The sequence below is a fragment of the Enterobacter cloacae complex sp. I2 genome, from assembly GCF_014896205.1.
Classification (GTDB): domain Bacteria; phylum Pseudomonadota; class Gammaproteobacteria; order Enterobacterales; family Enterobacteriaceae; genus Enterobacter; species Enterobacter quasihormaechei.
The window spans coordinates 97,415-121,414 of record NZ_JADBRA010000006.1 but is presented as its reverse complement, the minus strand read 5'-3'; the positions used below and the strand labels follow the sequence as shown (position 1 = coordinate 121,414).

The following is a 24,000-nucleotide window of genomic DNA, read 5'->3' as shown; positions in this document are numbered from 1 at the left end:
CATGCCCCCACGCAAAACCTAAGCCACTCAAGTTCGCATTGAATAGCCTTCTTGTTACAGATTAAAACTGATCCTTATCAATCACTTAGTGATGTGGTTAAATCATAATCCTACGCTGAAATTTTACTCATGAAGGAAAAACATGGACGCAACTGATCCTGGGAAGCTGATATGGCATGTCGCCTGCGATGAGTCAGGCATTGATGGTCAGCGATTTTATGGATTTGGCAGCCTGTGGATGAAGTACCAAAGGCGTGGCGACTTCGTACGCATCATTCGTGAGCTTAGGGAAAAGCATAACTGTAGCGATGAAATAAAGTGGCAAAAAGCTCATTCAAAGAGAAATGCTGCTTTTTATCATGACCTCCTTGAAACGTTCTTCAAACACCAATGGCTGGCGTTCCACTGCATCATTGTAGAAAAATCAAAAGTAGAAAAATCCTTCCATGGCGGCGACTACGATCTGGCTATGCGTAAGCATTTTGGCAAGCTGATTGAAACTAAAATAGGCAACGTTATCAAGGCTCATCCAGATAGGGAATGCGAGTTCCGTGTGGAAGTGGACCCACTTCCATCGCGGTATAAAAAAGCTGATGAGGCATTTGAAGTCATTACTAACCACACGTTAGCAAAAAGGTTTGGCCGTAGAGACATTATCAAGAGCGTCGTCACAAAGGATTCAAAATCTTCTGAACATATTCAAATTGCAGATTTTCTTCTAGGCGCAGTGATGTGCGCCTATCAAGGCAAAGCAACTTCGGATGCGAAGTTAGCAGTTGCCAACAAAGTTGCGTCTTATTTAGGGTGGGATTCGCTTATGTATGACACTTGGCCAAAAGAGCGCAAATTTAATATTTGGCTTTTTTTCGACAGAACGAAAGGACCAAGGGATATCCTTACGCGAGATGTGAATTTGAAGTACGAATTGCCCAAGTCTAAAAAATAGAGCCGACCTCACAGCCGGCACGGTTGGAGTCCCAGTCGTTCGACGAAGTTACCAACTAGGCGGTATCAACTTTCGGGGGGCCGCCTCTAATTCCCCAAAACCATAAATTCAGTTCAATGATAGTAGCGTTTTAAAGTTTCAAACTCAACAAAATGCATAACAATCATGTTGTAAGGCCTATAACACTAATTATCGCTCTCAAGTGAGGAATCACTAATGTGTACTTCCTTGCTGTCTAACAGCGTAATCGCAATGTCCTTGCCCTCAACACTATAGTCAGAGCTAGCGACAATCTGTATGTAAAAGTTCTATCCGTCCGCTGGGCAAGTGACATCCTGAATATATCGTTCACATTTCCTCTCAACATCACAGTTATACATACAGCAAAAATATGCTTTTAACGCTAAAAAAGTTTCACTCACCTAACCCATTGATTAATAATGGAGTTCAAACCCATGCTGCTCTAGTATAACTTATGCCATTAGTTATACTCCTACGGACGTTGATTCATGTAAAAGATGCGCAACCCAACTACAGACTGCCATCTCGCAGCATCGGATCTACTTCTGCTTCTCTGCAGCAACCAAAACATATATGATTAAACGCATATAAAAATCACACATCCAGGAACACCCATGCTCCACCCGCTCCAGCTCTTCAAAATCCTCTCCGACGAAACGCGGCTCGCCATCGTCATGCTGCTGCGTGAAGCGGGGGAACTGTGCGTATGCGATCTCTGCGCCGCCACCAACGAGCCGCAGCCGAAAGTCTCCCGCCATATGGCACTGCTCCGCGAGACCGGGCTGGTCATCGACCGACGTGAAGGGAAATGGGTCCATTACCGTTTATCTCCGAACATGCCCGCGTGGGCAGCGTCCATTATCGATAACAGCTGGAACTGCCTGCGTGAAGACACCCGCCTGAAGCTGAAAGGTAAAGTTCCGGGTGCATGCTAAGCAAAACACATTCACGAAATCAGATATAATGGAGTAAACAATGTTTTTGGCAGGAGCGATTTTTTTATTCACGCTGGTGCTGGTCATCTGGCAACCCAGAGGGCTCAGCATCGGCTGGAGCGCGACCATTGGCGCCGCGCTGGCGCTGGCGAGCGGCGTTATTCATATTAACGATATTCCGGTGGTCTGGAATATTGTCTGGAACGCCACTGCCACGTTTATCGCGGTGATCGTTATCAGCCTGCTGCTGGATGAGTCCGGTTTTTTCGAGTGGGCGGCGCTGCACGTTGCCCGCTGGGGAAATGGTCGGGGGCGGTTGCTGTTTACCTGGATCGTGCTGCTGGGTGCGGCCGTTGCGGCGCTGTTCGCCAATGACGGTGCGGCACTGATCCTCACGCCTATCGTTATCGCCATGCTGCTGGCACTCGGGTTTAGTCAACAAGCCACGCTGGCGTTTGTGATGGCGGCAGGCTTTATCGCCGATACCGCCAGCCTGCCGCTGATTGTCTCCAACCTGGTCAACATTGTGTCGGCAGACTTCTTCTCGCTGGGGTTCAGCGAATACGCCTCGGTGATGATCCCGGTTGATATCGCCGCGATTGCCGCCACGCTCATCGTGCTGCACCTGTTCTTTCGCAAGGAAATTCCTCCGACGTACGATCTGGCGAAACTCCGGGAGCCGGCACGTGCCATAAACGATCTGCCAACCTTCAGGACGGGCTGGATCGTGCTGCTGTTACTTCTCGTCGGATTCTTTGTGCTTGAGCCTCTCGGCATTCCCGTCAGCGCCATCGCGAGCGTGGGCGCGCTGATTTTGTTTGCCGTCGCAAAACGTGGGCACGCTATTAATACCGGAAAAGTGCTTCGCGGCGCACCGTGGCAGATCGTTATCTTCTCGCTGGGGATGTATCTGGTGGTGTATGGCCTGCGCAACGCCGGGCTGACGGAGCATCTCTCAGACGTTCTGGATCGCTTAGCCGGTTATGGACTCTGGGCCACCACGCTGGGCACCGGATTTATCACCGCCTTCCTGTCATCCATAATGAACAATATGCCAACGGTACTGATTGGCGCGCTCTCAATTGATGGCAGTTCGGCAACAGGTTTGATTAAAGAGGCGATGATTTACGCGAACGTGATTGGCTGCGATCTGGGGCCGAAAATCACCCCTATCGGTAGCCTGGCCACCCTGCTCTGGCTGCATGTACTGGCGCAGAAAAACATGATCGTTTCCTGGGGCTACTATTTCCGGACGGGCTTGATAATGACGCTGCCGGTCCTGTTTGTAACGCTTGCCGCGCTGGCGTTACGTCTCTCCGTTACACTGTAGTGAGTACCTGATATGAGCAACATTACCATTTACCACAACCCCGCCTGCGGCACGTCGCGCAATACGCTGGAGATGATCCGCAACAGCGGCACCGAACCCGAGATTATTTTGTATCTGGAGACGCCGCCGTCTCGCGACGAACTGGTGAAGCTGCTGGCTGAGATGGGCATTTCACCCCGCGATCTGCTGCGAAAAAACGTGGAGCCTTACGAAAACCTTGGCCTGGCGGAAGACAGGTTTAGCGACAGCCAGCTCGTTGACTACATGCTGCACTATCCGATTCTGATCAATCGCCCGATTGTCGTTACTCCGCTGGGGACGAGGCTGTGTCGTCCGTCGGAGCGCGTACTGGATATTCTGCCCGACGCACAAAAAGGGGCGTTCACCAAAGAGGATGGCGAAGCGGTTGTAGACGCTTCCGGCAAAAAAATTCAGGGACGATAACGTCGCGGTTGCCCTGCGGTTAATCGCAGGGCACCTGCTCCTGCGCGATGCGTCCCACCATCGCCCGGATCTCCTCCCGGGTTAGCGGCGCGCGGTCGGTCACGAAGTGCAGCGTCATCCCTTCGATAAACGCATCCAGCGCGCGGGCGGTCGCCGGATCGAACCACTGTTCAAGCGTGGTCTGGCTCATCTTCATCCAGTCCTGCATGACCGTTTTCAGCGCGGCGCTGCGGTGCATAAAGGCGTACAGCTGATACATCAGCGCCATATTGTGTGGCGTGGTCACGGCTGAGCTGTGGATCAGCGTGGTAATGGCCTCGCATGCCCTCTCCCGCCCGGTAACGCCCGCGAAGAAATCCCGGTACTGCCGGGACATCTGCTGCGTGAACCACGTGAATGCCTCTTCCAGCAGCGACTCCATGCCGTCGAAATAGTAGGTCATCGACCCCAGCGGTACGCCTGCGCAGGTGGCAATCTTGCGGTGTGTCACGGCATGAATACCGTGCTCTGCAATAGTGTCCAGCGTCGCCTGAAGTATCTTCTCCCGACGGTTAGGGTCGTTCGGTGGTCTGCTCATAAATTCCTCATCCGGTTTGTGTACAAATGTACACAAAGTTGCTAGTGTTGTCGCTATTGTTGTTCTTCTGGTGCTGATCCCAATGACGTTATCTTCTCCCCGCAAAGCCCTGCATCTGCGCATGTGGGCGCTGTTTATGTTCTTCTTCATACCCGGGCTGCTGATGGCTTCCTGGGCGACGCGCACCCCGGCCATCCGCGATACGCTATCCGTCTCGACGGCAGAGATGGGGATTGTGCTGTTTGGCCTGTCGATTGGCTCGATGAGCGGCATCCTGTGCTCGGCCTGGCTGGTGAAGCGCTTTGGCACCCGTACGGTGATCCGCACGACCATGTGCTTCGCCGTGGTCGGAATGGTCGCGCTGAGCGTGGCGCTGTGGTTTGCCTCGCCCCTGATGTTCGCCCTCGGGCTGATGGTGTTCGGCGGGAGCTTCGGTGCGGCAGAAGTCGCCATTAACGTTGAAGGCGCCGCCGTCGAGAAGGAGATGAACAAAACGGTGCTGCCGATGATGCATGGCTTTTACAGCCTCGGCACGCTGGCGGGCGCGGGCGTGGGGATGGCGCTGACGGCGCTGGGCATTGCGGCTAACGTGCATATTTTGCTGGCGGCGCTGGTCTGCATTATCCCTATCCTCACCGGCATCAGGGCTATCCCCGCCGGTACGGGACAAAACGCCTCGGATGAACAGAAGTCTGCGGCAAAAGGGTTGCCCTTCTACCGTGACTTCCAGCTGATGCTGATTGGCGTGGTCGTGCTGGCGATGGCGTTTGCTGAAGGCTCCGCCAACGACTGGCTGCCGCTGCTGATGGTGGACGGACACGGCTTTAGCCCCACCTCCGGCTCGCTGATCTACGCCGGGTTTACGCTCGGTATGACCGTCGGGCGCTTCACCGGCGGCTGGTTTATCGACCGCTACAGCCGCGTGGCGGTGGTGCGTGCCAGCGCTCTGCTGGGCGGGCTGGGCATCGCGATGATCATCTTTGTGGATGTTGACTGGATTGCCGGCGTGTCGGTGATCCTGTGGGGACTTGGCGCCTCCCTTGGCTTCCCGCTGACCATTTCTGCTGCCAGCGATACCGGCCCGGATGCGCCGACGCGCGTGAGCGTGGTGGCAACCACCGGCTACCTCGCCTTCCTGGTGGGGCCGCCGCTGCTTGGGTTCCTCGGTGAGCACTACGGATTACGCAGCGCGATGCTGGTGGTATTAGGGTTAGTTATTATTGCCGCACTGGTGGCGCGTGCGGTGGCAAAACCGGAAGCAGAAACAACGTCAATGGAGAAGGGATATGAGCGTTAAACTGATTGCAGTCGACATGGATGGCTCCTTCCTGAGCGATGCGAAAACCTATAATCGTGCGCGTTTTCTGGCGCAGTACGCGCGCATGAAAGAGCAAGGCATCCGTTTTGTGGTTGCCAGCGGAAACCAGTACTACCAGCTGATCTCGTTTTTCCCGGAGATCGCCCATGAAATCGCATTCGTGGCCGAAAACGGCGGCTGGGTGGTGGATGCCGGCGAAGACGTGTTTAACGGCGAACTGTCGAAAGCGCACTTCCTGACCGTCGCCACCCTGCTGAATGAGGTACCCGGCATTGAAATTATCGCCTGCGGTAAAAACAGCGCCTACACGCTGCAAACCTATGACGACCTCTTCAAAGCGGTCGCCGCGAAGTACTATCACCGCCTTGAAAGCGTCAGCAGCTTTGACCATCTCAACGATATTTTCTTCAAGTTCGGGCTTAACGTCTCCGACGAAGAGATCCCGCGTATTCAGGCGCTGCTGCACGAAAAGCTCGGCGACATCATGGTGCCGGTGACCACCGGACACGGCAGTATCGACCTGATCATCCCCGGCGTGCATAAAGCTAACGGCCTGCGGATCCTTCAGGCGCGCTGGGGCATTGAAGACAGCGAAGTGGTGGCCTTTGGCGACAGCGGTAACGACGTGGAGATGTTGCGCCAGGCAGGGTATGGCTTCGCGATGGCCAATGCCAAACCGCACATTAAGGCGGTGGCCCGCTATGAAGCGCCGAACAATAATGACGAAGGCGTACTGGACGTGATTGATAAGGTGCTGGATGGGAAGGCGCCGTTTAATTGATTCCGTGCGCTCCACAGGGAGAGGGAGAACACCCAGCCCGTAGGCCCGGTAAGCGCAGCGCCACCGGGCAAAATTTACTGCGGCCTGATGCCCTCACCCCGCAGAGAGACGGAATAAGGATTACGGTTGCAGTGCGCTTCCGACGCGTTTGTCCTTCAGGAACACCACCATCAGCCCTACCCACAGCACGCCGTTGGCGAGGTTAAACAGGCTGAAGAGCCCGTTGCCGCCAAACGCGTAAGCATGCTTGCTCACCTCAATACCGACGGTAAAAATCAGCATTTGCAGCATCCCCATCGCGGCAGACACCGTGCCTTTACTCATTTCGCTGGCAAACAGCGTGAGGCGCACCAGACCAGCATTCGCCACGCCAATACCAAACGCGTAAACGCTCAGCCCCGCGGTCATCCACAGGTACGCATGCGACGAGGCAACGGTCGCTACCGCCGCAACGATCAGCCCTGCCGCAATCGGCCAGCCGCCCATAATTATCAGTGAACGCACGGTACGGCGCGCCGTCAGACGCGCCAGCACCAGGTTTCCGATAATCAGCGCGCCAAAAATCGGCACCTGTAACAGGCCATACTCATAGCTGCTAAGCTGCTCGCCGCTGATGATAATGACCGGCGACTGGGCGATCCACGCCAGCAGCGGAAGGCTGACAAACCCCGTCGCCAGCGCGCCTGCGACAAAACGACCGTTTTTCAGCACCGCTTTATAATCACGGCCCAGCTCTTTAAGCGAGAGCTTTTCTCCCAGACGCGTCGCGGTCTCCGGCATCGCGCGGTGCAGGCCAAAGAAAGAGATAGCCGCAAGCAGGGCAAAGAGGACGAACATCCCTTCCCACGGCGCAACGTGCACCCATGCGGCCCCTACCAGCGGCCCCAGCAGCGGTGCAATCAGCGCCACGTTCGCCATAAGCGCGGTGATCTTGATACATACCGCCTCCTCAAACGACTCCTGAATGGCGGCATAGCCCACGGCGCCGATAAAGCACAGGCTCACGCCCTGAAGGAAGCGCAGCAGCGTAAACTGCTCAATGTTCTGCGCCAGCAGCGTGGCGAGACAGGTGACGATAAACCACACCACCCCCGTCAGCATCACCGGACGGCGGCCAATACGATCCGACAGCGGCCCTAACAGCCACTGTAAAAACATGCCGCCCGCGAGATAGGCGGTCATGGATGTTGGCACCCATTCAATACCTGCGTTGTACTGCTCAACCACGGCCAGCATGCCCGGCTGGATCATATCGTTGCCGATGTAGGTAGAGAATTCGTAAAGCACCAGACACAGAGGAAAAAGTAACGCCTGACGGCCCAGACGATTACCGGAAGAAGAACGGTTTATCATGCAATCTCTTTAGTATGAAAAAATCGCGATGAGTGTAATGAATTGCTGCTGTCTGAGATAGCACAATAACGTGAGAAAACAGAAATAACGCACTTATCGTTGTTGTTTAAGGTTTCCTTAAGTTGCCCTCGTTAAGATAGCGCTATTTCACGTTATTGACCGAAATTATGACACACGCCGTCAGCCCTTCAGAATTATCTACCTTACCGATAAATAAGACAAAACGCCTTTACCGGTTGCCCGCCCGCTTTTATGGTTACCAACTTTTCGTGCTGATCGCCCTCGCGGTGCTTTTTACCTGGCTTTCTCGCGATGAATCGCTCGACCGATGGCTAACCGGCTTCTGGTATGACGCTGCGACGCACCATTTTCCGCTACAGCAAAATCCGCTGCTGGATCTGCTGAACCATCGGCTGGCGAAATATGTGGCCATTGCCCTGGCCGTCATCGCGCTGGTTTACGGGGCTTACAGACGCAATGCCCGGCTGGTGACGGCCGCGCTTCTGATGGGTCTGGGCGCGCTCGTTGTAGGAGCCCTGAAAAGCATGAGTCACCACAGCTGTCCGTGGGATCTGGTGGAATATGGCGGCAAAGCCGTCTCGTATCCCCTGTTCAGCGCCATTCCGGCCGACAGCGGACCGGGACGCTGCTTTCCCGGCGGCCACGCCTCGAGCGGGTTTATGGTCATGGGGCTGTTTTTTGCCTTCTGGCGTGAACGTCCGCGCCTGGCCTGGACCTTTGTCGCGTTGGGGGCCGCTCTGGGGCTGCTGATGGGCTTCGGGCAGGTCATGCGCGGCGCGCATTTTTTCTCTCACAACCTGTGGGCCGGGTGGTGGGTCTGGTTTTCCCAGGTGCTGGTTTACGGGCTGGTTTCTACCTGGTTTGCTAAAGAGTAACGATACGATGCTAGAGAATCTGAACTACGGACTGTTTTACCTGCTCAACGCCACGCCAGCGTCGCCGGAATGGATGATTGATCTCGCCACCTTCATTGCTAAGGATTTGATCAGCATCGTACCGGCGCTGGCCGCGATCCTCTGGCTTTGGGGCCCGCGCAAACAGGTCACCGCCCAGCGCCATCTGGTGATTAAAATGGCGATGGCCATCGGCGTCAGCGTGCTGGCAAGCTATGTGCTGGGGCTCGCCTTCCCGCACGATCGCCCGTTTGTCGAGCACGTCGGCTATAACTTCCTGCACCACGCGCCGGATGACTCGTTCCCGAGCGATCACGGCACGGTGATCTTCACCTTCGCGCTGGCCTTCCTGTTCTGGCATCGCCTGTGGTCCGGCGTGGTGCTGATGGGGGTCGCCGTCGCCATCGCCTGGTCCCGCGTCTATCTGGGCGTGCACTGGCCGCTGGACATGGTAGGCGGATTCCTGGTGGGGCTGATGGGCTGCGTCAGCGCAGCCATTATGTGGAGCCTCTTTGGTCCGGCCCTTTACCGGGGATTATCGCAGGCCTATCGCGTTCTGTTTGCCCTCCCGATCCGCAAAGGATGGATACGTGACTAACCCCGGTCCGTCAGGTTACACTTGAGCCCCCGCCCTGCGGGGGCTCACTTTTTTAGCCCGAGGATCTATGGAAACACGTCGCGATGACCGCATTGCTCAGTTGCTTCAGGCGCTGAAGCGCAGCGACAAGCTGCATCTCAAGGAAGCCGCTACCCTGCTTGGCGTGTCTGAAATGACCATTCGTCGCGATCTGAACAGCGACAGCGCCCCCGTTGTGCTGCTTGGCGGGTACATTGTCCTGGAGCCGCGCAGCGCCAGCCATTACCTGTTAAGCGATCAAAAAACGCGTCTGGTGGAAGAGAAGCGCAAAGCCGCGCGGCTCGCCGCCTCGCTGGTGCAGCCGCATCAAACGCTGTTTTTTGACTGCGGGACGACAACGCCGTGGATCATCGAGGCCATCGACAGCAGCGTTCCTTTTACCGCCGTCTGTTATTCCCTGAATACCTTTCTGGCCTTGCAGGAAAAACCGGCGTGCCGGGTGATTTTGTGTGGCGGTGAGTTTCATGCCAGCAATGCCATCTTTAAGCCGCTGAATATTCAGGACACGCTGAGCAATGTATGCCCCGACATCGCCTTCTATTCTGCGGCGGGCGTGAACGTGCAGCAGGGCGCAACCTGCTTTAATCTGGAAGAGTTGCCGGTGAAACACTGGGCGCTCAACGCCGCGCAGCAGCATGTGCTGGTGGTTGATCACAGTAAGTTTGGCAAGGTCCGTCCGGCAAGGATGGGAGAACTGTCGCGCTTTGACGCCATCGTCAGCGATTGCCGCCCGGATGAAGAGCTGGTGTCGTATGCAAAGGCGCAGCAGGTGAAGTTGATGTATTGAGGTTGTGCCGGGTGGCGCTGCGCTTACCCGGCCTACGTTCGAGCCGTTGTAGGCCGGGTAAGGCGAAGCCGCCACCCGGCAAAAACTTAGCTAAACCAGCTGCCAAACCAGCCGTGGAATTTCATCAGCACAAAGTCCCAAATCCGGCTAAAGAAGCCGCCCTCTTCTACCGCTTCCATTACCACCAGCGGACGCTGCTCAATGGATTTACCATTAAGCTGGAAATCAATCGTCCCGACCACCTGGCCTTTTTTCAGCGGCGCGGTGAGCTGTGGCTCAGTCAGGGTATAGCTGGCTTTCAGGTTTTTCAGCTGACCGCGTGGAATGGTCACGGAACCGGCTTCACCCGCGCCCAGGTTCACTTCACTTTTATCCCCGAACCAGACGCGCTGGCTCACGAAGGTGGCATCCGGCTTAATCGGCGTGACGGTTTCAAAGAAGCGGAAACCCCAGGTCAGCAGTTTTTCTGATTCGTTAAACCGAATGCGGTCGGTTTTCGTCCCCAGCACCACCGAAATCAGGCGCATGTCGCCCTGGGTTGCGGAAGCCACCAGGTTATAGCCCGCGCCTGCGGTTGTCCCGGTTTTCATGCCGTCCACGTTAACGTTGCTGCTCCACAGCAGACGGTTACGGTTAGGCTGGCGGATATTGTTGAAGGTGAACTCTTTCTCTTTATGGATGGCGTACTCATCCGGCACGTCGTGGATCAACGCCTTGCCCAGCAGCGCCATATCACGCGCGGTGCTGAACTGACCCGGCGCATCCAGGCCGTGAACGGTTTTAAAGGTGGTGTTGGTCAGGCCCAGCTTTTGCGCGTAGCCATTCATCAAACCAATGAAAGAGTCCTGACTGCCCGCCACGTAATCGGCCAGCGCGATGCAGGCGTCATTTCCTGACTGAATGATTATCCCTTTATTCAGATCGGAAACGGAAACCTGATCGCCAGGCTTCAGGAACATAACGGACGAGCCGCGCAGCGCCGGGTTACCGGTCGCCCAGGCATCTTTCCCGACGGTGACCATGTCGTCCAGCTTGATTTTGCCCGCTTTAATCGCCTGACCTACCACATAGCTGGTCATAATTTTCGTCAGGCTCGCCGGGTCAAGTTTTTCATCGGCGTTACCTTCCGCCAGCACTTTCCCGCTGGCGTAATCCATCAGGATCCAGGCGCGCGCATCGACAGGCGGCGCTTCGGGCGCTGTCTGTTCCGCCGCGTGGAGCGTTGGGGCAAAAAGGAAAAGCAGCGCCGAGCCTGCCGCCAGGCTGCGCAGAGAGGAAGTTTTTTGCGTCATAAATGCCACCCGAGTGTCCATTCTAAAAATCACGTCACAATCACCGTGTCGCAAGAAGCGATGAGTAATAGCGCACTACAGCGTTCAAAGAAACCTGTTCCAGGTAAAGTTTTTAAAGTTTATGCAATAACATTCAGATACGCTTTGATTGCGGCGATTTTTTTAGCATCTGTTGCGTAATTGTTAGGTTTATCTCACCATGGCGAAAAGCTGACTCGGATTCACATCTCATCGGGAGTAAATATGATTACGCTGTGGGGCAGGAACAATTCGACTAACGTGAAAAAAGTGCTGTGGACGCTGGAAGAGCTGGATTTACCGTTTAAGCAGGTTATGGCGGGCCTGGAGTTTGGCGTGAATAAAGACGCGGACTACCTGGCGATGAACCCAAACGGGCTGGTGCCGCTGCTGCGCGATGATGAGACAGACGCCACGCTGTGGGAGTCCAACACCATCGTGCGTTACCTCGCCGCGCAGTACGGCCAGGGTCGGCTGTGGGTAGAAAATCCGGCCCAGCGCGCGCAGGGCGAAAAATGGATGGACTGGGCAAACCAGACGCTTTCCCCAACGCACCGCGTGATCCTGATGGGGCTTATCCGCACGCCGGAAGCCGATCGTGATTATCCCGCCATTCATGCCGCCCAGGACGCCTGCGAATCGCTGTTTGCCATGATGGACGACGAGCTGGCGAAGCAGACCTGGTTCTCCGGCGACGCGTTTGGCGTGGGCGATATCGCCGTCGCCCCCTTCGTCTGGAACCTGACCAATATGGGGCTTAGCTGGACCCCGCGCCCGCACCTTGAGCGCTGGATCCAGCAGCTGAGCGAGCGCCCGGCGTATCGCAACGTGGTGATGATCCCGGTGACCTGATTACGTACCGGACGGGCTGACCTTCAACAGCTGCCCGTCCGACTCGTCGGTCAGCACATACAGATAACCATCCGGCCCGACGCGCACGTCGCGGATGCGCTGATTTTTATCGCCAAGAATGCGCCCGTCCTCCGTCACGGTGTTGCCCTCCACGTTCAGGACGATGACGTCTTTCTCCTTCAGCGCACCAATAAACAGCTTGTTTTTCCATTGCGGGAAGACGTCGCTATTGTAGAACGCCATACCGCTGACGGCGGGCGACACTTTCCAGACAAACAGCGGCTTTTCGGTGCCTTCAACATGCTCGCCTTTCGCTTCCGGGATTTTCAGGCCGCTATAGTTGATCCCGTGCGTCGCCAAAGGCCAGCCGTAGTTTTTGCCTTTCTCAGGGATGTTGATTTCATCCCCGCCGCGAGGACCGTGTTCGTTAAGCCACAGCGTGTCGCTCCACGGGTTCATCGCCATCCCCTGCGGGTTACGAATGCCATAGGACCAGATTTCAGGGCGCGCACCGGCGGTATTCACAAACGGATTATCCGACGGCACTTTCCCGTCTTCCGTCAGGCGCACCACCTTGCCCTGAAGCTTATCCAGATCCTGCGCCGTCGGGCGCTGGTTGTTTTCACCCAGGCCAATAAACAGATGGCCTTTGCCGTCAAACACCAGCCGTCCACCAAAGTGGTTGCCGGTAGAGAGCTTCGGCATCTGGCGGAACACCACCTGGAAGCCTTCGATGCGCGACAGGTCATCGCTCAGCCGCCCGTAGCCCACCGCGGTGCCCGCTTTTCCATCATTACCTGCCTCGGCGAAGCTTAGCCAGATCCGCCGTGACTGTTCAAAATCCGGGGCCAGCACCACGTCCAGCAATCCGCCCTGGCCGCTCGCCCAGACCTTCGGCACGCCAACAATCGGATCGGAGAGCCCTTTCCCTGCCTGCCAGTGCTTAAGCTGCCCGTCTTTTAGCGTGACCAGCAGCCCCTTATTGTCGGGCAGAAACGCCAGCGACCAGGGGTGATCCAGTTTTGTCTGTAAAACCTCCACTTTTACCGGCTCGGTGGCGGCAAGCAGCGAAACGGGAAAGAACAATGCAGGCAGGAAAATCAACGAAGATCGAGGCATAACACGCTCCTTTGTCGGCTTATGGCTTAAAGATTAGCCACTTCGTCCGGGCGCGTTAGCACTTTTACAAAAGCTTAATCAAAAGGGGGAGTTGCCTCCCCCGGGTTCAGTGGCGGGCAAGCGTTTCAGGCTTGTTCAGACACATGATGCAAAGAGAGAGCGTGGTCAGGCAGTTTTCAAGCTTTTCCGCGTTAACGGCAATAAAATTCGGGCAGTCGTGACGTCCGTTCATCAAACAGACCCCGGCGATGGAGAGCACCTCGGCGGCGCGGCGTAGTGCCGCCAGCTCGCTTTCAACGTAATGCGCTTTCAGGACGGGTGCTTTTTCACGCATGAAATTGCAAAGTTCAAAGACGTTATCACGCAGATTTTCGCTTTCGCTGACTGACATATACCCTTTCGCCTTGCGGAGTTGCAGGTAGGCGGCCAGGTCGATTCGGGCGTTGATCAGCTTGTTAAGCAGATCGCGTTTCAGTCTGTCAACGGACATGCTATTTCCTCCTCTGTCAGCCTTGTTACCCTGTTAAGAATAAGGTTATTTTTTGTACAGTGTAATGCCTGAGATCAATAAACGATAACTAGTTAACATTCTTTACAATGTTACAACGATTGCCCGACTCAACTGCGCCATCAAGAGTGTATAAATCCCCCGCGATACGCTGTAAAATCCCGCCCTGATAACTCCATAATTGATGAATTTTTAACCTATGAGCAATGTTACGCACCCGCCGAAAATCGGCTTTGTCTCCCTGGGCTGCCCGAAGAACCTGGTGGATTCCGAACGCATCCTGACTGAACTGCGCACCGAAGGCTATGACGTGGTGCCAAGCTACGACAACGCCGACATGGTGATTGTGAACACCTGCGGGTTTATCGACAGCGCGGTCCAGGAGTCACTGGAAGCCATTGGTGAAGCCCTGACGGAAAACGGCAAAGTCATCGTGACCGGCTGCCTGGGCGCGAAAGTGGATCAGATCCGCGAAGTGCACCCGAAAGTGCTGGAGATCACCGGCCCGCACAGCTACGAGCAGGTGCTGGAACATGTTCATCACTACGTACCAAAGCCAAAGCATAACCCGTTCCTGAGCCTGGTGCCGGAACAGGGCGTGAAGCTGACGCCGCGCCACTACGCCTACCTGAAAATTTCCGAAGGCTGCAACCACCGCTGCACCTTCTGCATCATTCCGTCGATGCGTGGCGATCTGGTGAGCCGCCCGATTGGCGAGGTGCTGGCCGAAGCCAAACGCCTGGCCGACGCGGGCGTGAAGGAGCTGCTGGTCATCTCCCAGGATACCTCTGCCTACGGCGTGGACGTCAAACACCGCTCCGGTTTCCACAACGGCGAGCCGGTGAAAACCAGCATGGTTGGCCTGTGCGAGCAGCTGGCTAAACTCGGCATCTGGACGCGTCTGCACTACGTCTACCCTTACCCACACGTTGACGACGTGATCCCGCTGATGGCGGAAGGCAAAATCCTGCCGTATCTGGATATCCCGCTACAGCACGCCAGCCCGCGCATTCTGAAGCTGATGAAGCGTCCTGGCTCCGTTGACCGCCAGCTGGCGCGCATCAAGCAGTGGCGTGAGATCTGCCCGGATCTGACCCTGCGTTCTACCTTTATTGTCGGCTTCCCGGGTGAAACCGAAGACGATTTCCAGATGCTGCTCGACTTCCTGAAAGAAGCGCGCCTGGACCGCGTGGGCTGCTTCAAGTACAGCCCGGTTGAAGGCGCAACGGCCAACGAGCTGGCGGACCAGGTACCGGAAGAGGTCAAAGAGGAGCGCTGGAACCGCTTTATGCAGCTGCAACAGCAGATCTCTGCTGAACGCTTGCAGGAGAAAGTGGGCCGCGAAATTCTGGTCATTATCGACGAAGTGGACGAAGAAGGCGCGATTGGCCGCAGCATGGCGGATGCGCCTGAAATCGACGGCGCGGTGTATCTGAACGGTGAAACCAAGGTCAAGCCGGGCGATATTATTCGCGTGAAGGTTGAGAACGCGGACGAGTATGATTTGTGGGGTAGCCGGGTTTAATTTCCCCACACCTCTTTTGCAGGCCGGGTAAGGCGTAGCCGCCACCCGGCACATTCCTCAGCACTACCCCTTAATCCTCGGATCCAGCGCGTCGCGCAACCCATCGCCCAGCAGGTTAAACGCCAGCACGGTCAGGAAAATGGCCAGGCTTGGGAAGATCGCCACGTGCGGCGCAATCACCATATCGGCCCGCGCCTCGTTCAGCATCGCGCCCCACTCCGGCGTCGGCGGCTGCGCCCCTAACCCCAGAAACGACAGGCTGGCCGCCGAGATAATCGACACGCCGATGCGCATGGTGAAATAGACCACGATGGACGATACCGTGCCCGGCAGTATATGGCTGAAGAGGATGGTAGCATCGCTGGCCCCCATGCTGCGCGCCGACTCGATAAAAGTCTGCTGCTTAAGCACCAGCGTATTGCCACGCACCAGGCGAGCGAAAGCGGGAATCGAGAATACCGCCACGGCAATGATAACGTTCGCCATGCCGCTACCCATGACCGCCACCACGGCAATCGCCAGCAAAATACCGGGAAAGGCAAACAGCACGTCGCAGATACGCATGATGATGCGGTCCCACCAGCCTTCGTAGTGCCCGGCCACCAGACCCAGCACGGTGCCAATCGCGGCGCCTATCAGCACCGCGAAGACCCCGGCCGCCAGCGAGATCTGCGCCCCGACCAGCACGCGGCTGAAAATATCGCGCCCGAGCGAGTCCACGCCAAACCAGTGCATCATCGACGGACCATCGTTCAGACGGTCGTAGTCGAAGTAGTTTTCCGCATCAAACGGGGCTATCCAGGGGGCGACGATCGCCACCAGGATCAGCAGTAACACAAACAACCCGGCAACCATCGCAACGGGCTGACGACGGAATCGCCGCCAGAACTCCCCCCACGGCGTACGAATATGATCCGGTCTGATCCCCGGCATAGCGTTAAAAATGGCCTGGCGACGCCAGTTCAGTAATCGCATCTTACTTATACCTGATGGCCGGGTTAATGGCGGCGTAGAGCACATCCACCACTAAGTTGATAAGAATAAACTCCAGCGAGAAAAGCAGGACTTCAGCCTGAATCACCGGATAGTCGCGCATATCGACCGAGTCGACCAGCAGGCGCCCCAGCCCCGGCCAGTTGAAGACCTTCTCAACCACGATAGAGCCGCCCAGCAGAAAGCCGAACTGTAGCCCCATCATCGTCACCACCGGGATCATCGCGTTACGAAAACCGTGCTTCAGAATGACCCATTTCTCGCTGACCCCTTTTGCCCGCGCGGTGCGAATGTAATCTTCGCTCAGCACGTCCACAAACGAGGCGCGGGTAAACCGGGCCATGACCGCCGCAACGGCTGCGCCAAGCGTCATGGAGGGTAAAATGTAGTGCTTCCAGGTGTCAGCCCCAACGGTCGGCAGCCAGCCCAGCTCAACGGAGAAAATCTGCATCAGCAGCATGCCCAACGCAAACGCCGGGAAAGAGATGCCGGTGACCGCCAGCGCCATACCGAGCTTATCCGGCCAGCGGTTGCGCCAGACGGCGGCGATAATCCCGGCGCCCAGACCAAATATCACCGCCCAACCCATGCTGGCGAGGGTGAGCCAGAACGTCGGCATAAAGCGGCTGGCTATCTCTTCCGACACCGGACGACGCGACACCATTGAGATGCCAAAGTCGCCTTGCAGGACATTGCCCATGTAGCGCAGAAATTGCCTGTACAGCGGCTGGTCAAGACCCAGCTGTTTACGCACCAGTTCGATAACCGTGGCATCCGCTTCCGGCCCGGCAATCAAGCGCGCCGGATCGCCGGGCAGCATGTGGACAAACAAAAACACCAGCACGGCCACAATCAGCAGCGTCGGGATAAGCCCCAGCAGGCGTTTACAAACATAATTCAGCATGAGTTTTATTTTAGATCCGCGTCGTCAAAGCTAAAGCCCGTATCCGGCATGATGTAAAAACCGGTCAGCGCTTTATTGTGGGCTGAGACCAGTTTTTCCACCACCAGCGGCACCCACGGCGACTCTTTCCAGATAATGTCCTGCGCCTCTTTGTACAGGCGCGCTTTCTCTTCCGGTTTGGTGGTTTTCAGGGCATCGGCCAGATCCTTATCCACCTGCGGATTGCTGTAGAACGCGGTGTTGAACAGTGTTGGCGGCCAGTTCTGGGAAGCGAACAGCGGCGACAGGGACCAGTCCGCTTCGCCGGTTGAAGCCGTCCAGCCGGTGTAGAACATCCGCACGCCGCTCTCTTTCTGCCCTTTGCCTTCTACTTCCGCCGCTCGCTGTCCGGCATCCATCGCCGTGACCCTGGCTTTAATGCCCACCTGTGCCAGCTGCTGCTGGGTAAATTGCAGCACCTTCTGCGCGGTGCTGTGGTTATGCGATGACCACAGCGTGGTGCTAAAGCCGTTCGGATAGCCCGCCTCTTTTAGCAGCTCCCGCGCTTTCGCCGGATCGTACGGCCACGGCTGGTAGCTCTGCGCATACTCGATGGCTGGCGGCATCACGCCCGTTGCGGGAGTGGCGTAACCGGCAAAGGCCACCTTCACCAGCGCCTGACGGTTAATGGCGTAGTTGATGGCTTCGCGCACCTTCGGGTTATCGAACGGTTTCTGCGTGACGTTCATGCTGATGTAGCGCTGCATAATCGACGGGCTGGCCACCAGCTCCAGCTTGCTGTTTTTCGCCAGCAGCGCCGCCTGTTCGTAAGGGATCGGGAAGGCAAACTGCGCTTCGCCGGTTTGCAGCATCGCGGCACGGGTATTGTTGTCCACGACCGGACGCCAGGTGATGGTATCCAGCTTCGGCAGCCCCTGCTGCCAGTATCCGGCGAATTTTTTCACCTTCACAAAATCGGTCTGGTTCCAGGTGAGCAGTTCGTACGGCCCGGTTCCCACCGGGTGGAAGCCAATCTCTTTGCCGTATTTTTTCAGGGCGGCGGGCGAAATCATCGCCGTCGCGGGATGCGCCAGGATATTGATAAACGCCGAGAACGGCTCTTTCAGGGTGATCTTCACCGTCGCCGGGTCAACCGCCTCGGTGCTGGCGATATTTTTATACAGGTTGTAGCGCTTAAGGCCGTTCTCCGGATTGCTGGCACGGTCCAGGTTGATCTTAACCGCCTCGGCGTTGAAGTCGGTGCCGTCCTGGAACTTCACGCCGGTACGGAGCTTAACCGTATAGACCTGCCCATCGTCCGACACGGTATACCCTTCCGCCAGCACGTTTTTCAGCTTCATCTCCCGGTCCAGGCCGAACAGCCCCTGGTAGAAGGATTTTGCCACCGCCTGGGAAAGGGTGTCGTTAGCGTCATACGGATCCAGCGTCGTGAAGTTAGACCCCACCGCCACCACCACGTCTTTCGCCGCGAACGCGGGAGCGGCGGCCAGCGCAGCCGTCACGCTCGCGGCCAGCAGCCATTTACGAGCAACAAAAGGAACCATTGTGTTCTCCTGCCTGTTGTAAGTTATAACCGCGAGAATGCATTGCCCTGACGCGGTGGTGCGACAAAATGACCGGGACCCACCTCACGCAGCGCCACGCGCTCCAGGGTTTCGCCCCGTTTACGAATATTGCTCGGCATGTCGTCCTGCAACAGTACGCGCTGGGCGTGACGATGCTCAGGATCGGCAACCGGTACGGCGGCCATCAGCTTGCGGGTGTACGGGTGCTGCGGGTTTTCAAACACCGCCCGACGGGGGCCGATTTCAACAATTTGTCCCATGTACATCACCGCCACGCGATGGCTGATCCGCTCAACCACCGCCATATCGTGGGAGATAAACAGAAACGCAATGCCTAAATCCCGCTGTAAATCGAGCAGGAGATTGATGATTTGCGCGCGAATAGAAACATCCAGCGCCGAAACGGACTCATCCGCAATCACCACTTTTGGATTCAGCGCCAGCGCCCGCGCGATGCAGATACGCTGTCGCTGACCGCCGGAAAATTCGTGGGGATAACGCCAGGCATGCTCCGGCTTCAGGCCCACGCGCTCCAGCAGCCACGCGACGCGGCGCTGCGCGGCTTCACCGTCGAGCAGGTTGTGCACCCGCAGCGGCTCCATAATCGAGTACCCCACCGTATGCCGCGGATCGAGCGACGCATACGGATCCTGGAAAATAAACTGAATATCCCGCCGCACCGCCTGCAATTTACCGTTGGGGAGGGTGTCGATGCGCTCACCGTTGAAGGTGATGCTCCCCTCCTGCGACTCAACCAGCCTGAGCAGCGCCCGCCCGGTGGTGGATTTACCGCAGCCGGACTCCCCCACCAGCGCCAGCGTTTCGCCTGGCCAGAGGTCAAAACTGACGTTTTCAACCGCATGCACTTCGCGCTTCACGCGATTGAGAATGCCGCTGCGCAGCGGGAAACGGGTCACCAGGTCACGCACTTCAAGGATCGGCCTGCCGGGAACCACCGTATTCTGCTCGGTTTCGTCTTCCTGCTGGCCCGGTTCGGTCTGGGACATCAGCGGAAAACGGCGCGGATAATCACTGCCATTCATGGCGCCCAGACGCGGGACCGCCGCCAGCAGCGCGTTGGTATAGGGATGCACCGGCGCATGAAAGACCTGCTCCACCGTGCCGGTTTCCACGGCATTGCCCTGATGCATCACCAGCACCCGATCGGCAATATCCGCCACCACCCCCATATCGTGGGTGATAAATATCACCCCCATCTCCATCTCCTGCTGCAACACCTTGATCAGTTGCAGGATCTGGGCCTGAATGGTGACATCCAGCGCCGTGGTCGGTTCGTCCGCAATAAGCACCGCCGGACGACACGACAGCGCCATCGCAATCATTACCCGCTGGCGCATGCCGCCCGAGAGCTGATGCGGATAGCGGGACAACATGGTGTGCGCCTCGGGGATCCGTACCCGCTCCAGCATCCGTTTTGCTTCGCTGAGCGCCTCATCGCCGCTCAGCTCCTGATGCAGGCGAATCGACTCGGCAATCTGCTCGCCCACCGGGAAGACCGGGTTCAGCGAGGTCATCGGCTCCTGGAAGATCATCGCGATATCCGCCCCGCGCACGCCCTGCATCTGGGACGCGCTCAGCTCGTTAAGATCGATAACCTGACGGTTGCGACGGCGCAACAGCATCTGCTTGCTGGTGATTTGCCCGCCCGTCTGCTCAAGCAGACGCATCAGCGCCAGTGCGGTGACGGATTTACCGGAACCGGACTCGCCGACAATCGCCAGCGTTTCGCCGCGATTGAGCGAAAACGATAAATTCTGGACTGCCGGGATAAACTGCCGCTCTTCCTGAAAGGCAATATTCAGCTGATGAACAGCCAACACTTCCCGGCTGTCCAGCTCTTCACTGTGCGGCACGCAATGCCCCCTTATTCACGATAGATGCCTGTGCTGGGCGCATCGCCGGCATATCCCCACGCACGGTACATCCCTTCACTGTTGAACGGCAGCGCCACGTTACCCTCCCGATCCACGGCAATTAAGCCACCTTCCCCGCCCAACGCCGGCAGCTTTTCCATCACCACCCGCTCGCAGGCCTCGCTCAGGCTTAAACCGCCGTAATCCATCAGCGCGGTAATGTCGTAGGCCGCCAGCGCGCGGATAAACACTTCGCCGGTGCCGGTGCACGACACCGCCGCGGTGGCATTATTGGCGTAGCACCCTGCCCCCGGCAGCGGGCTGTCGCCCACGCGCCCGGGAAGTTTGTTGGTCATGCCGCCCGTTGACGTCGCGGCAGCGAGGTTACCGGCTTTATCCAGGGCCACCGCGCCAACCGTGCCCATCTTGCTGCGCTCATCGAGCGGCGCGGCATGGTCCAGCTGCGTCATCCCCGCAGTGCGGGCCTCCAGCAACTGCCGGTAACGCTCCTCGGTGGAAAAAAGATCGGGCGAGACCGTGTCCATCCCGTGCTCAACGGCAAATTTCTCCGCCCCCGCGCCCGCCAGCAGCACATGCGGGCTGTGATCCATCACCAGACGCGCGGCAAGTACGGGATTGCGCAGGCGACTCACGCCCGCCACCGCCCCCGCTTTCAGGGTGACGCCGTCCATCACGCAGGCATCCAGCTCGTGCGTTTCATCTCGCGTGAAGACCGCGCCAATGCCGGCATTAAACAGCGGACATTCCTCCAGCAGGCGCACCGCTTCGGTCACCACATCCAGCGCGCTATCGCCCGCTTCCAGCATGCGCTGGCCTGTTTCCACGATGGCGTTCAGCGCATCAATGTAACGCTTCTCCTGCTCGGGACTGAGCTGTGCACGGGTGATTGCCCCGGCACCGCCATGAATTGCGATAACCGCTTTACTCATTTCGCATCACCCATCAGCCTGGCTGGCTGCTTTTTCTATAAATATCATTATCGTCGACGAATCTTCAGATGATTTTTGAATATAGAAAGACGCAACTGTGATGTAAAGCGTACACCCATCGGGTCATACAGTTAGCCGCACTTTTCTGCCATAATGAGCGCTTTCGTTGTTACTCCGCAGGAGCCCACCATGGATTTTACCGCCGGACTGATGCCGCTTGAGACGGCACTCTCGCAGATGCTTGACCGCATTACCCCACTGCACGACGTTGAGACGCTGCCGCTTGTGCGCTGTTTTGGCCGTATTGCCGCGCGCGATATCGTCTCGCCGATGAACGTGCCGGGGTTTGATAACGCGGCGATGGACGGCTATGCCGTACGTCTGGCGGATCTGCAAACGGGTCAGCCGCTGCCGGTGGCGGGTAAAGCGTTTGCCGGGCAGCCATTCAACGGCGAATGGCCAGCGGGCACCTGCGTACGCATCATGACCGGCGCGCCGGTGCCAAAGGGCTGTGAAGCCGTGGTGATGCAGGAAGAGACCGAACAAACGGACGACGGCGTGCGTTTTACCGCCAGCGTCAAAGCCGGACAGAACATTCGCCTCACCGGAGAAGACATTACCCTCGGCGCGACGGTCTTTGCCGCCGGGCAAAAACTGACCGTCGCTGAGCTGCCGGTGCTGGCATCGCTTGGCATCGCGGAAATTGACGTTGTCCGCAAAGTGCGCGTGGCGGTGTTCTCCACGGGAGACGAGCTTCGGCTTCTGGGCCAGCCGCTGCACGAGGGGCAGATTTACGACACTAACCGTCTGGCGGTACACCTGATGCTGGAGCAGCTGGGCTGCGAGGTGATTAACCTCGGCATCATTCCAGACGACCCGGAAAAACTGCGCGCGGCGTTTATCGAGGCGGACAAATCCGCCGACGTGGTCATCAGCTCCGGCGGCGTATCGGTTGGCGAAGCGGATTACACCAAAACCCTGCTTGAAGAGCTGGGCGAAATCGCCTTCTGGAAGCTGGCGATTAAGCCGGGCAAACCGTTCGCGTTTGGCAAGCTTCCGCACAGCTGGTTCTGCGGCCTGCCGGGTAACCCAGTCTCCGCCGCGCTGACCTTCTACCAGCTGGTGATCCCTTTGCTGGCGAAGCTCTCGGGCAACAATGCCAGCCCGCTGCCGGAACGTCTGCGCGTGCGGGCGGCAACGCGCCTGAAAAAATCACCGGGTCGTCTCGATTTCCAGCGCGGCATTCTGGCGCGCAACGCCGACGGTGATCTGGAAGTGAGCACCACCGGGCATCAGGGTTCGCATATCTTTAGCTCCTTCAGCCAGGGCAACTGCTTTATCGTGCTGGAGCGCGAGCGCGGCCACGTCGAGGCGGGCGAATGGGTTGAAGTGGAACGCTTTAACCACCTGTTCGGAGGCTGACATGACGGTGGAACTGAGCGACCCGGAGATGATGCGCTACAACCGCCAGATTGTGCTGCGCGGGTTTGATTTCGAGGGGCAGGAGGCGCTCAAGGCGGCCAGCGTGCTGGTTGTGGGCCTTGGTGGACTTGGCTGCGCGGCGGCGCAATACCTGGCTGCGGCGGGTGTCGGCCGCATGACGCTGCTGGATTTTGATACCGTGTCGGTGTCCAACCTGCAACGCCAGACGCTGCACAGCGACGCGACGGTTGGTCAGCTAAAAGTGGAATCTGCACGCACGGCGCTGGCGCGCATCAATCCCAACGTTCAGTTCACCCTGATTGACGCCCTGCTGGATGAAGACGCGCTGTTTGCGCAGATTGCACAGCATGACCTGGTACTGGACTGCACCGATAACGTCGCCATTCGCAACCAGCTCAATGCAGGCTGCTTTGCCCATAAAACGCCGCTGATTTCCGGCGCGGCCATCCGCATGGAGGGGCAGATTAGCGTTTTCACTTACGCTGAGAGAGCGCCCTGCTACCGCTGCCTGAGCCGTCTGTTTGGCGAGAATGCGCTGACCTGCGTCGAGGCGGGCGTGATGGCGCCGCTCGTCGGCGTGATTGGTTCGTTACAGGCGATGGAGGCGATTAAGGTGCTGACGCACTACGGCACCCCGGCAGCGGGTAAAATCGTGATGTACGACGCGATGACCTGCCAGTTCCGTGAGATGAAGCTGATGCGCAATCCGGGGTGTGAGGTGTGTAGTCGGTAAAAAGTCGGGTGGCGGCTTCGCCTTACCCGACCTACAACGGCTCGAACGACGCCACCCGGCAACAGCAATACGAACGTAGGCCGGGTAAGCGTCAGCGCCACCCGGCAACAGCGATGCAAACGTAGGCCGGGTAAGCGTCAGCGCCACCCGGCAACAGCGATGCGAACGTAGGCCGGGTAAG

23 protein-coding genes are annotated in these 24,000 nt (G+C 57.5%); 13 read left to right on the top strand and 10 right to left on the bottom strand.

All coding sequences use genetic code 11. The features are described from left to right. The first annotated feature begins 142 nt into the window (after positions 1 to 142). The 4 genes from IM300_RS07060 to arsC all read left to right on the top strand — a co-directional run bounded on the left by IM300_RS07060 (position 143) and on the right by arsC (position 3,676). Positions 143 to 946 carry a DUF3800 domain-containing protein gene (locus tag IM300_RS07060; protein WP_048965813.1) on the top strand — a complete coding sequence of 268 codons (804 nt, stop codon included), beginning with the start codon at positions 143 to 145 and terminating at the stop codon, positions 944 to 946. Positions 947 to 1,581: 635 nt separating this feature from the next. Next, positions 1,582 to 1,902, top strand: a complete 321-nt coding sequence (locus IM300_RS07055) for a metalloregulator ArsR/SmtB family transcription factor (protein WP_048965812.1) — start codon at positions 1,582 to 1,584, stop codon at positions 1,900 to 1,902. Between the two features lie 40 nt (positions 1,903 to 1,942). Further along, positions 1,943 to 3,232, top strand: a complete 1,290-nt coding sequence (locus tag IM300_RS07050) for an arsenic transporter (RefSeq protein WP_063866219.1) — start codon at positions 1,943 to 1,945, stop codon at positions 3,230 to 3,232. Positions 3,233 to 3,244: 12 nt separating this feature from the next. Continuing rightward, on the top strand, positions 3,245 to 3,676 hold the full coding sequence (arsC, locus tag IM300_RS07045; RefSeq protein WP_063866218.1) for a glutaredoxin-dependent arsenate reductase: 432 nt from the start codon (positions 3,245 to 3,247) through the stop codon (positions 3,674 to 3,676). Between the two features lie 19 nt (positions 3,677 to 3,695). Here the strand turns inward: arsC and IM300_RS07040 are convergent, their stop codons facing one another. Then, positions 3,696 to 4,253 carry a TetR/AcrR family transcriptional regulator gene (locus IM300_RS07040; RefSeq protein ID WP_131636246.1) on the bottom strand — a complete coding sequence of 186 codons (558 nt, stop codon included), beginning with the start codon at positions 4,251 to 4,253 and terminating at the stop codon, positions 3,696 to 3,698. Positions 4,254 to 4,335: 82 nt separating this feature from the next. Between IM300_RS07040 and IM300_RS07035 the strand changes: the two genes are divergently transcribed. Together IM300_RS07035 and IM300_RS07030 are read left to right on the top strand one after the other, a co-directional pair. Continuing rightward, positions 4,336 to 5,550 carry an MFS transporter gene (locus tag IM300_RS07035; RefSeq protein ID WP_063866215.1) on the top strand — a complete coding sequence of 405 codons (1,215 nt, stop codon included), beginning with the start codon at positions 4,336 to 4,338 and terminating at the stop codon, positions 5,548 to 5,550. After that, positions 5,540 to 6,352 (top strand): Cof-type HAD-IIB family hydrolase, encoded by an 813-nt coding sequence (locus IM300_RS07030; protein ID WP_112792539.1) that lies wholly within the window; start codon positions 5,540 to 5,542, stop codon positions 6,350 to 6,352. The genes IM300_RS07035 and IM300_RS07030 overlap by 11 nt, the downstream gene beginning before the upstream one ends. A 120-nt stretch (positions 6,353 to 6,472) precedes the next feature. On the opposite strand, the gene IM300_RS07025 is transcribed toward IM300_RS07030, so the two are convergent. Next, positions 6,473 to 7,705, bottom strand: a complete 1,233-nt coding sequence (locus IM300_RS07025; RefSeq protein ID WP_193035879.1) for an MFS transporter — start codon at positions 7,703 to 7,705, stop codon at positions 6,473 to 6,475. Positions 7,706 to 7,872: 167 nt separating this feature from the next. Here IM300_RS07025 and IM300_RS07020 point away from each other — a divergent pair, with 167 nt between their 5' ends. From IM300_RS07020 to deoR, 3 genes are all read left to right on the top strand, one after another. Then, positions 7,873 to 8,601, top strand: coding sequence for a phosphatase PAP2 family protein (locus tag IM300_RS07020; protein ID WP_063449244.1), 729 nt, complete (start codon positions 7,873 to 7,875; stop codon positions 8,599 to 8,601). A 7-nt stretch (positions 8,602 to 8,608) separates the two neighbouring features. Beyond that, complete coding sequence (ybjG, locus tag IM300_RS07015; RefSeq protein WP_063866210.1) at positions 8,609 to 9,217, top strand: undecaprenyl-diphosphate phosphatase; 609 nt, start codon at positions 8,609 to 8,611, stop codon at positions 9,215 to 9,217. A gap of 67 nt (positions 9,218 to 9,284) precedes the next feature. Continuing rightward, on the top strand, positions 9,285 to 10,043 hold the full coding sequence (deoR, locus tag IM300_RS07010; RefSeq protein WP_063449246.1) for a DNA-binding transcriptional repressor DeoR: 759 nt from the start codon (positions 9,285 to 9,287) through the stop codon (positions 10,041 to 10,043). A gap of 86 nt (positions 10,044 to 10,129) precedes the next feature. Here the strand turns inward: deoR and dacC are convergent, their stop codons facing one another. Next, positions 10,130 to 11,335: a serine-type D-Ala-D-Ala carboxypeptidase gene (gene dacC / locus IM300_RS07005; RefSeq protein WP_193035877.1), complete on the bottom strand. Its 1,206-nt coding sequence runs from the start codon at positions 11,333 to 11,335 to the stop codon at positions 10,130 to 10,132. A 243-nt stretch (positions 11,336 to 11,578) separates the two neighbouring features. Here dacC and IM300_RS07000 point away from each other — a divergent pair, with 243 nt between their 5' ends. Then, the gene (locus IM300_RS07000) at positions 11,579 to 12,205 is read left to right on the top strand and encodes a glutathione S-transferase family protein (RefSeq protein ID WP_063866209.1); all 627 of its coding nucleotides are present in this window, start codon (positions 11,579 to 11,581) and stop codon (positions 12,203 to 12,205) included. Here the strand turns inward: IM300_RS07000 and IM300_RS06995 are convergent, their stop codons facing one another. Next, the gene (locus IM300_RS06995) at positions 12,206 to 13,324 is read right to left on the bottom strand and encodes a PQQ-dependent sugar dehydrogenase (RefSeq protein WP_102750315.1); all 1,119 of its coding nucleotides are present in this window, start codon (positions 13,322 to 13,324) and stop codon (positions 12,206 to 12,208) included. It lies immediately after the preceding gene. Between the two features lie 106 nt (positions 13,325 to 13,430). Further along, on the bottom strand, positions 13,431 to 13,814 hold the full coding sequence (gene bssR, locus IM300_RS06990) for a biofilm formation regulator BssR (protein ID WP_063866207.1): 384 nt from the start codon (positions 13,812 to 13,814) through the stop codon (positions 13,431 to 13,433). Between the two features lie 217 nt (positions 13,815 to 14,031). Between bssR and rimO the strand changes: the two genes are divergently transcribed. Beyond that, a complete protein-coding gene (rimO, locus tag IM300_RS06985; RefSeq protein WP_193035875.1) occupies positions 14,032 to 15,357 on the top strand; it encodes a 30S ribosomal protein S12 methylthiotransferase RimO in 1,326 nt (441 codons plus the stop codon). 63 nt (positions 15,358 to 15,420) lie between these two features. Here rimO and gsiD read toward each other — a convergent pair whose 3' ends face one another. The 5 genes from gsiD to iaaA are packed head-to-tail and all read right to left on the bottom strand — an operon-like array spanning position 15,421 to position 21,643. Beyond that, a complete protein-coding gene (gene gsiD, locus IM300_RS06980) occupies positions 15,421 to 16,332 on the bottom strand; it encodes a glutathione ABC transporter permease GsiD (RefSeq protein WP_193035873.1) in 912 nt (303 codons plus the stop codon). Between the two features lies 1 nt (position 16,333). Next, on the bottom strand, positions 16,334 to 17,254 hold the full coding sequence (gsiC, locus tag IM300_RS06975) for a glutathione ABC transporter permease GsiC (RefSeq protein WP_063449252.1): 921 nt from the start codon (positions 17,252 to 17,254) through the stop codon (positions 16,334 to 16,336). Positions 17,255 to 17,259: 5 nt separating this feature from the next. Then, positions 17,260 to 18,798 carry a glutathione ABC transporter substrate-binding protein GsiB gene (gsiB, locus tag IM300_RS06970; protein ID WP_193035871.1) on the bottom strand — a complete coding sequence of 513 codons (1,539 nt, stop codon included), beginning with the start codon at positions 18,796 to 18,798 and terminating at the stop codon, positions 17,260 to 17,262. 23 nt (positions 18,799 to 18,821) lie between these two features. Continuing rightward, positions 18,822 to 20,693 carry a glutathione ABC transporter ATP-binding protein GsiA gene (gsiA, locus tag IM300_RS06965; RefSeq protein WP_193035869.1) on the bottom strand — a complete coding sequence of 624 codons (1,872 nt, stop codon included), beginning with the start codon at positions 20,691 to 20,693 and terminating at the stop codon, positions 18,822 to 18,824. A gap of 11 nt (positions 20,694 to 20,704) precedes the next feature. Next, positions 20,705 to 21,643 (bottom strand): beta-aspartyl-peptidase, encoded by a 939-nt coding sequence (iaaA, locus tag IM300_RS06960; protein ID WP_102750320.1) that lies wholly within the window; start codon positions 21,641 to 21,643, stop codon positions 20,705 to 20,707. A 189-nt stretch (positions 21,644 to 21,832) separates the two neighbouring features. On the opposite strand from iaaA, the gene moeA reads away from it, so the two are divergent. Both moeA and moeB read left to right on the top strand, forming a co-directional pair. After that, complete coding sequence (gene moeA / locus IM300_RS06955; RefSeq protein ID WP_193035867.1) at positions 21,833 to 23,065, top strand: molybdopterin molybdotransferase MoeA; 1,233 nt, start codon at positions 21,833 to 21,835, stop codon at positions 23,063 to 23,065. 1 nt (position 23,066) lies between these two features. Then, positions 23,067 to 23,819: a molybdopterin-synthase adenylyltransferase MoeB gene (moeB, locus tag IM300_RS06950; protein ID WP_193035865.1), complete on the top strand. Its 753-nt coding sequence runs from the start codon at positions 23,067 to 23,069 to the stop codon at positions 23,817 to 23,819. Positions 23,820 to 24,000: the final 181 nt, after the last annotated feature.

Excerpts from the sequence above, each read along its gene's own strand:
- IM300_RS07030 (WP_112792539.1), top strand. The coding sequence starts at position 5,540 with ATGAGCGTTAAACTGATTGCAGTCGACATGGATGGCTCCTTCCTGAGC.
- rimO (WP_193035875.1), top strand. The coding sequence starts at position 14,032 with ATGAGCAATGTTACGCACCCGCCGAAAATCGGCTTTGTCTCCCTGGGC.
- IM300_RS07060 (WP_048965813.1), top strand. The coding sequence starts at position 143 with ATGGACGCAACTGATCCTGGGAAGCTGATATGGCATGTCGCCTGCGAT.
- IM300_RS07040 (WP_131636246.1), bottom strand. The coding sequence starts at position 4,253 with ATGAGCAGACCACCGAACGACCCTAACCGTCGGGAGAAGATACTTCAG.
- moeA (WP_193035867.1), top strand. The coding sequence starts at position 21,833 with ATGGATTTTACCGCCGGACTGATGCCGCTTGAGACGGCACTCTCGCAG.
- IM300_RS07025 (WP_193035879.1), bottom strand. The coding sequence starts at position 7,705 with ATGATAAACCGTTCTTCTTCCGGTAATCGTCTGGGCCGTCAGGCGTTA.
- IM300_RS07050 (WP_063866219.1), top strand. The coding sequence starts at position 1,943 with ATGTTTTTGGCAGGAGCGATTTTTTTATTCACGCTGGTGCTGGTCATC.
- arsC (WP_063866218.1), top strand. The coding sequence starts at position 3,245 with ATGAGCAACATTACCATTTACCACAACCCCGCCTGCGGCACGTCGCGC.
- IM300_RS07000 (WP_063866209.1), top strand. The coding sequence starts at position 11,579 with ATGATTACGCTGTGGGGCAGGAACAATTCGACTAACGTGAAAAAAGTG.
- IM300_RS07055 (WP_048965812.1), top strand. The coding sequence starts at position 1,582 with ATGCTCCACCCGCTCCAGCTCTTCAAAATCCTCTCCGACGAAACGCGG.
- bssR (WP_063866207.1), bottom strand. The coding sequence starts at position 13,814 with ATGTCCGTTGACAGACTGAAACGCGATCTGCTTAACAAGCTGATCAAC.
- gsiC (WP_063449252.1), bottom strand. The coding sequence starts at position 17,254 with ATGCTGAATTATGTTTGTAAACGCCTGCTGGGGCTTATCCCGACGCTG.
- ybjG (WP_063866210.1), top strand. The coding sequence starts at position 8,609 with ATGCTAGAGAATCTGAACTACGGACTGTTTTACCTGCTCAACGCCACG.
- IM300_RS07020 (WP_063449244.1), top strand. The coding sequence starts at position 7,873 with ATGACACACGCCGTCAGCCCTTCAGAATTATCTACCTTACCGATAAAT.
- deoR (WP_063449246.1), top strand. The coding sequence starts at position 9,285 with ATGGAAACACGTCGCGATGACCGCATTGCTCAGTTGCTTCAGGCGCTG.
- gsiD (WP_193035873.1), bottom strand. The coding sequence starts at position 16,332 with ATGCGATTACTGAACTGGCGTCGCCAGGCCATTTTTAACGCTATGCCG.
- IM300_RS07035 (WP_063866215.1), top strand. The coding sequence starts at position 4,336 with ATGACGTTATCTTCTCCCCGCAAAGCCCTGCATCTGCGCATGTGGGCG.
- iaaA (WP_102750320.1), bottom strand. The coding sequence starts at position 21,643 with ATGAGTAAAGCGGTTATCGCAATTCATGGCGGTGCCGGGGCAATCACC.
- dacC (WP_193035877.1), bottom strand. The coding sequence starts at position 11,335 with ATGACGCAAAAAACTTCCTCTCTGCGCAGCCTGGCGGCAGGCTCGGCG.
- gsiB (WP_193035871.1), bottom strand. The coding sequence starts at position 18,798 with ATGGTTCCTTTTGTTGCTCGTAAATGGCTGCTGGCCGCGAGCGTGACG.
- IM300_RS06995 (WP_102750315.1), bottom strand. The coding sequence starts at position 13,324 with ATGCCTCGATCTTCGTTGATTTTCCTGCCTGCATTGTTCTTTCCCGTT.
- moeB (WP_193035865.1), top strand. The coding sequence starts at position 23,067 with ATGACGGTGGAACTGAGCGACCCGGAGATGATGCGCTACAACCGCCAG.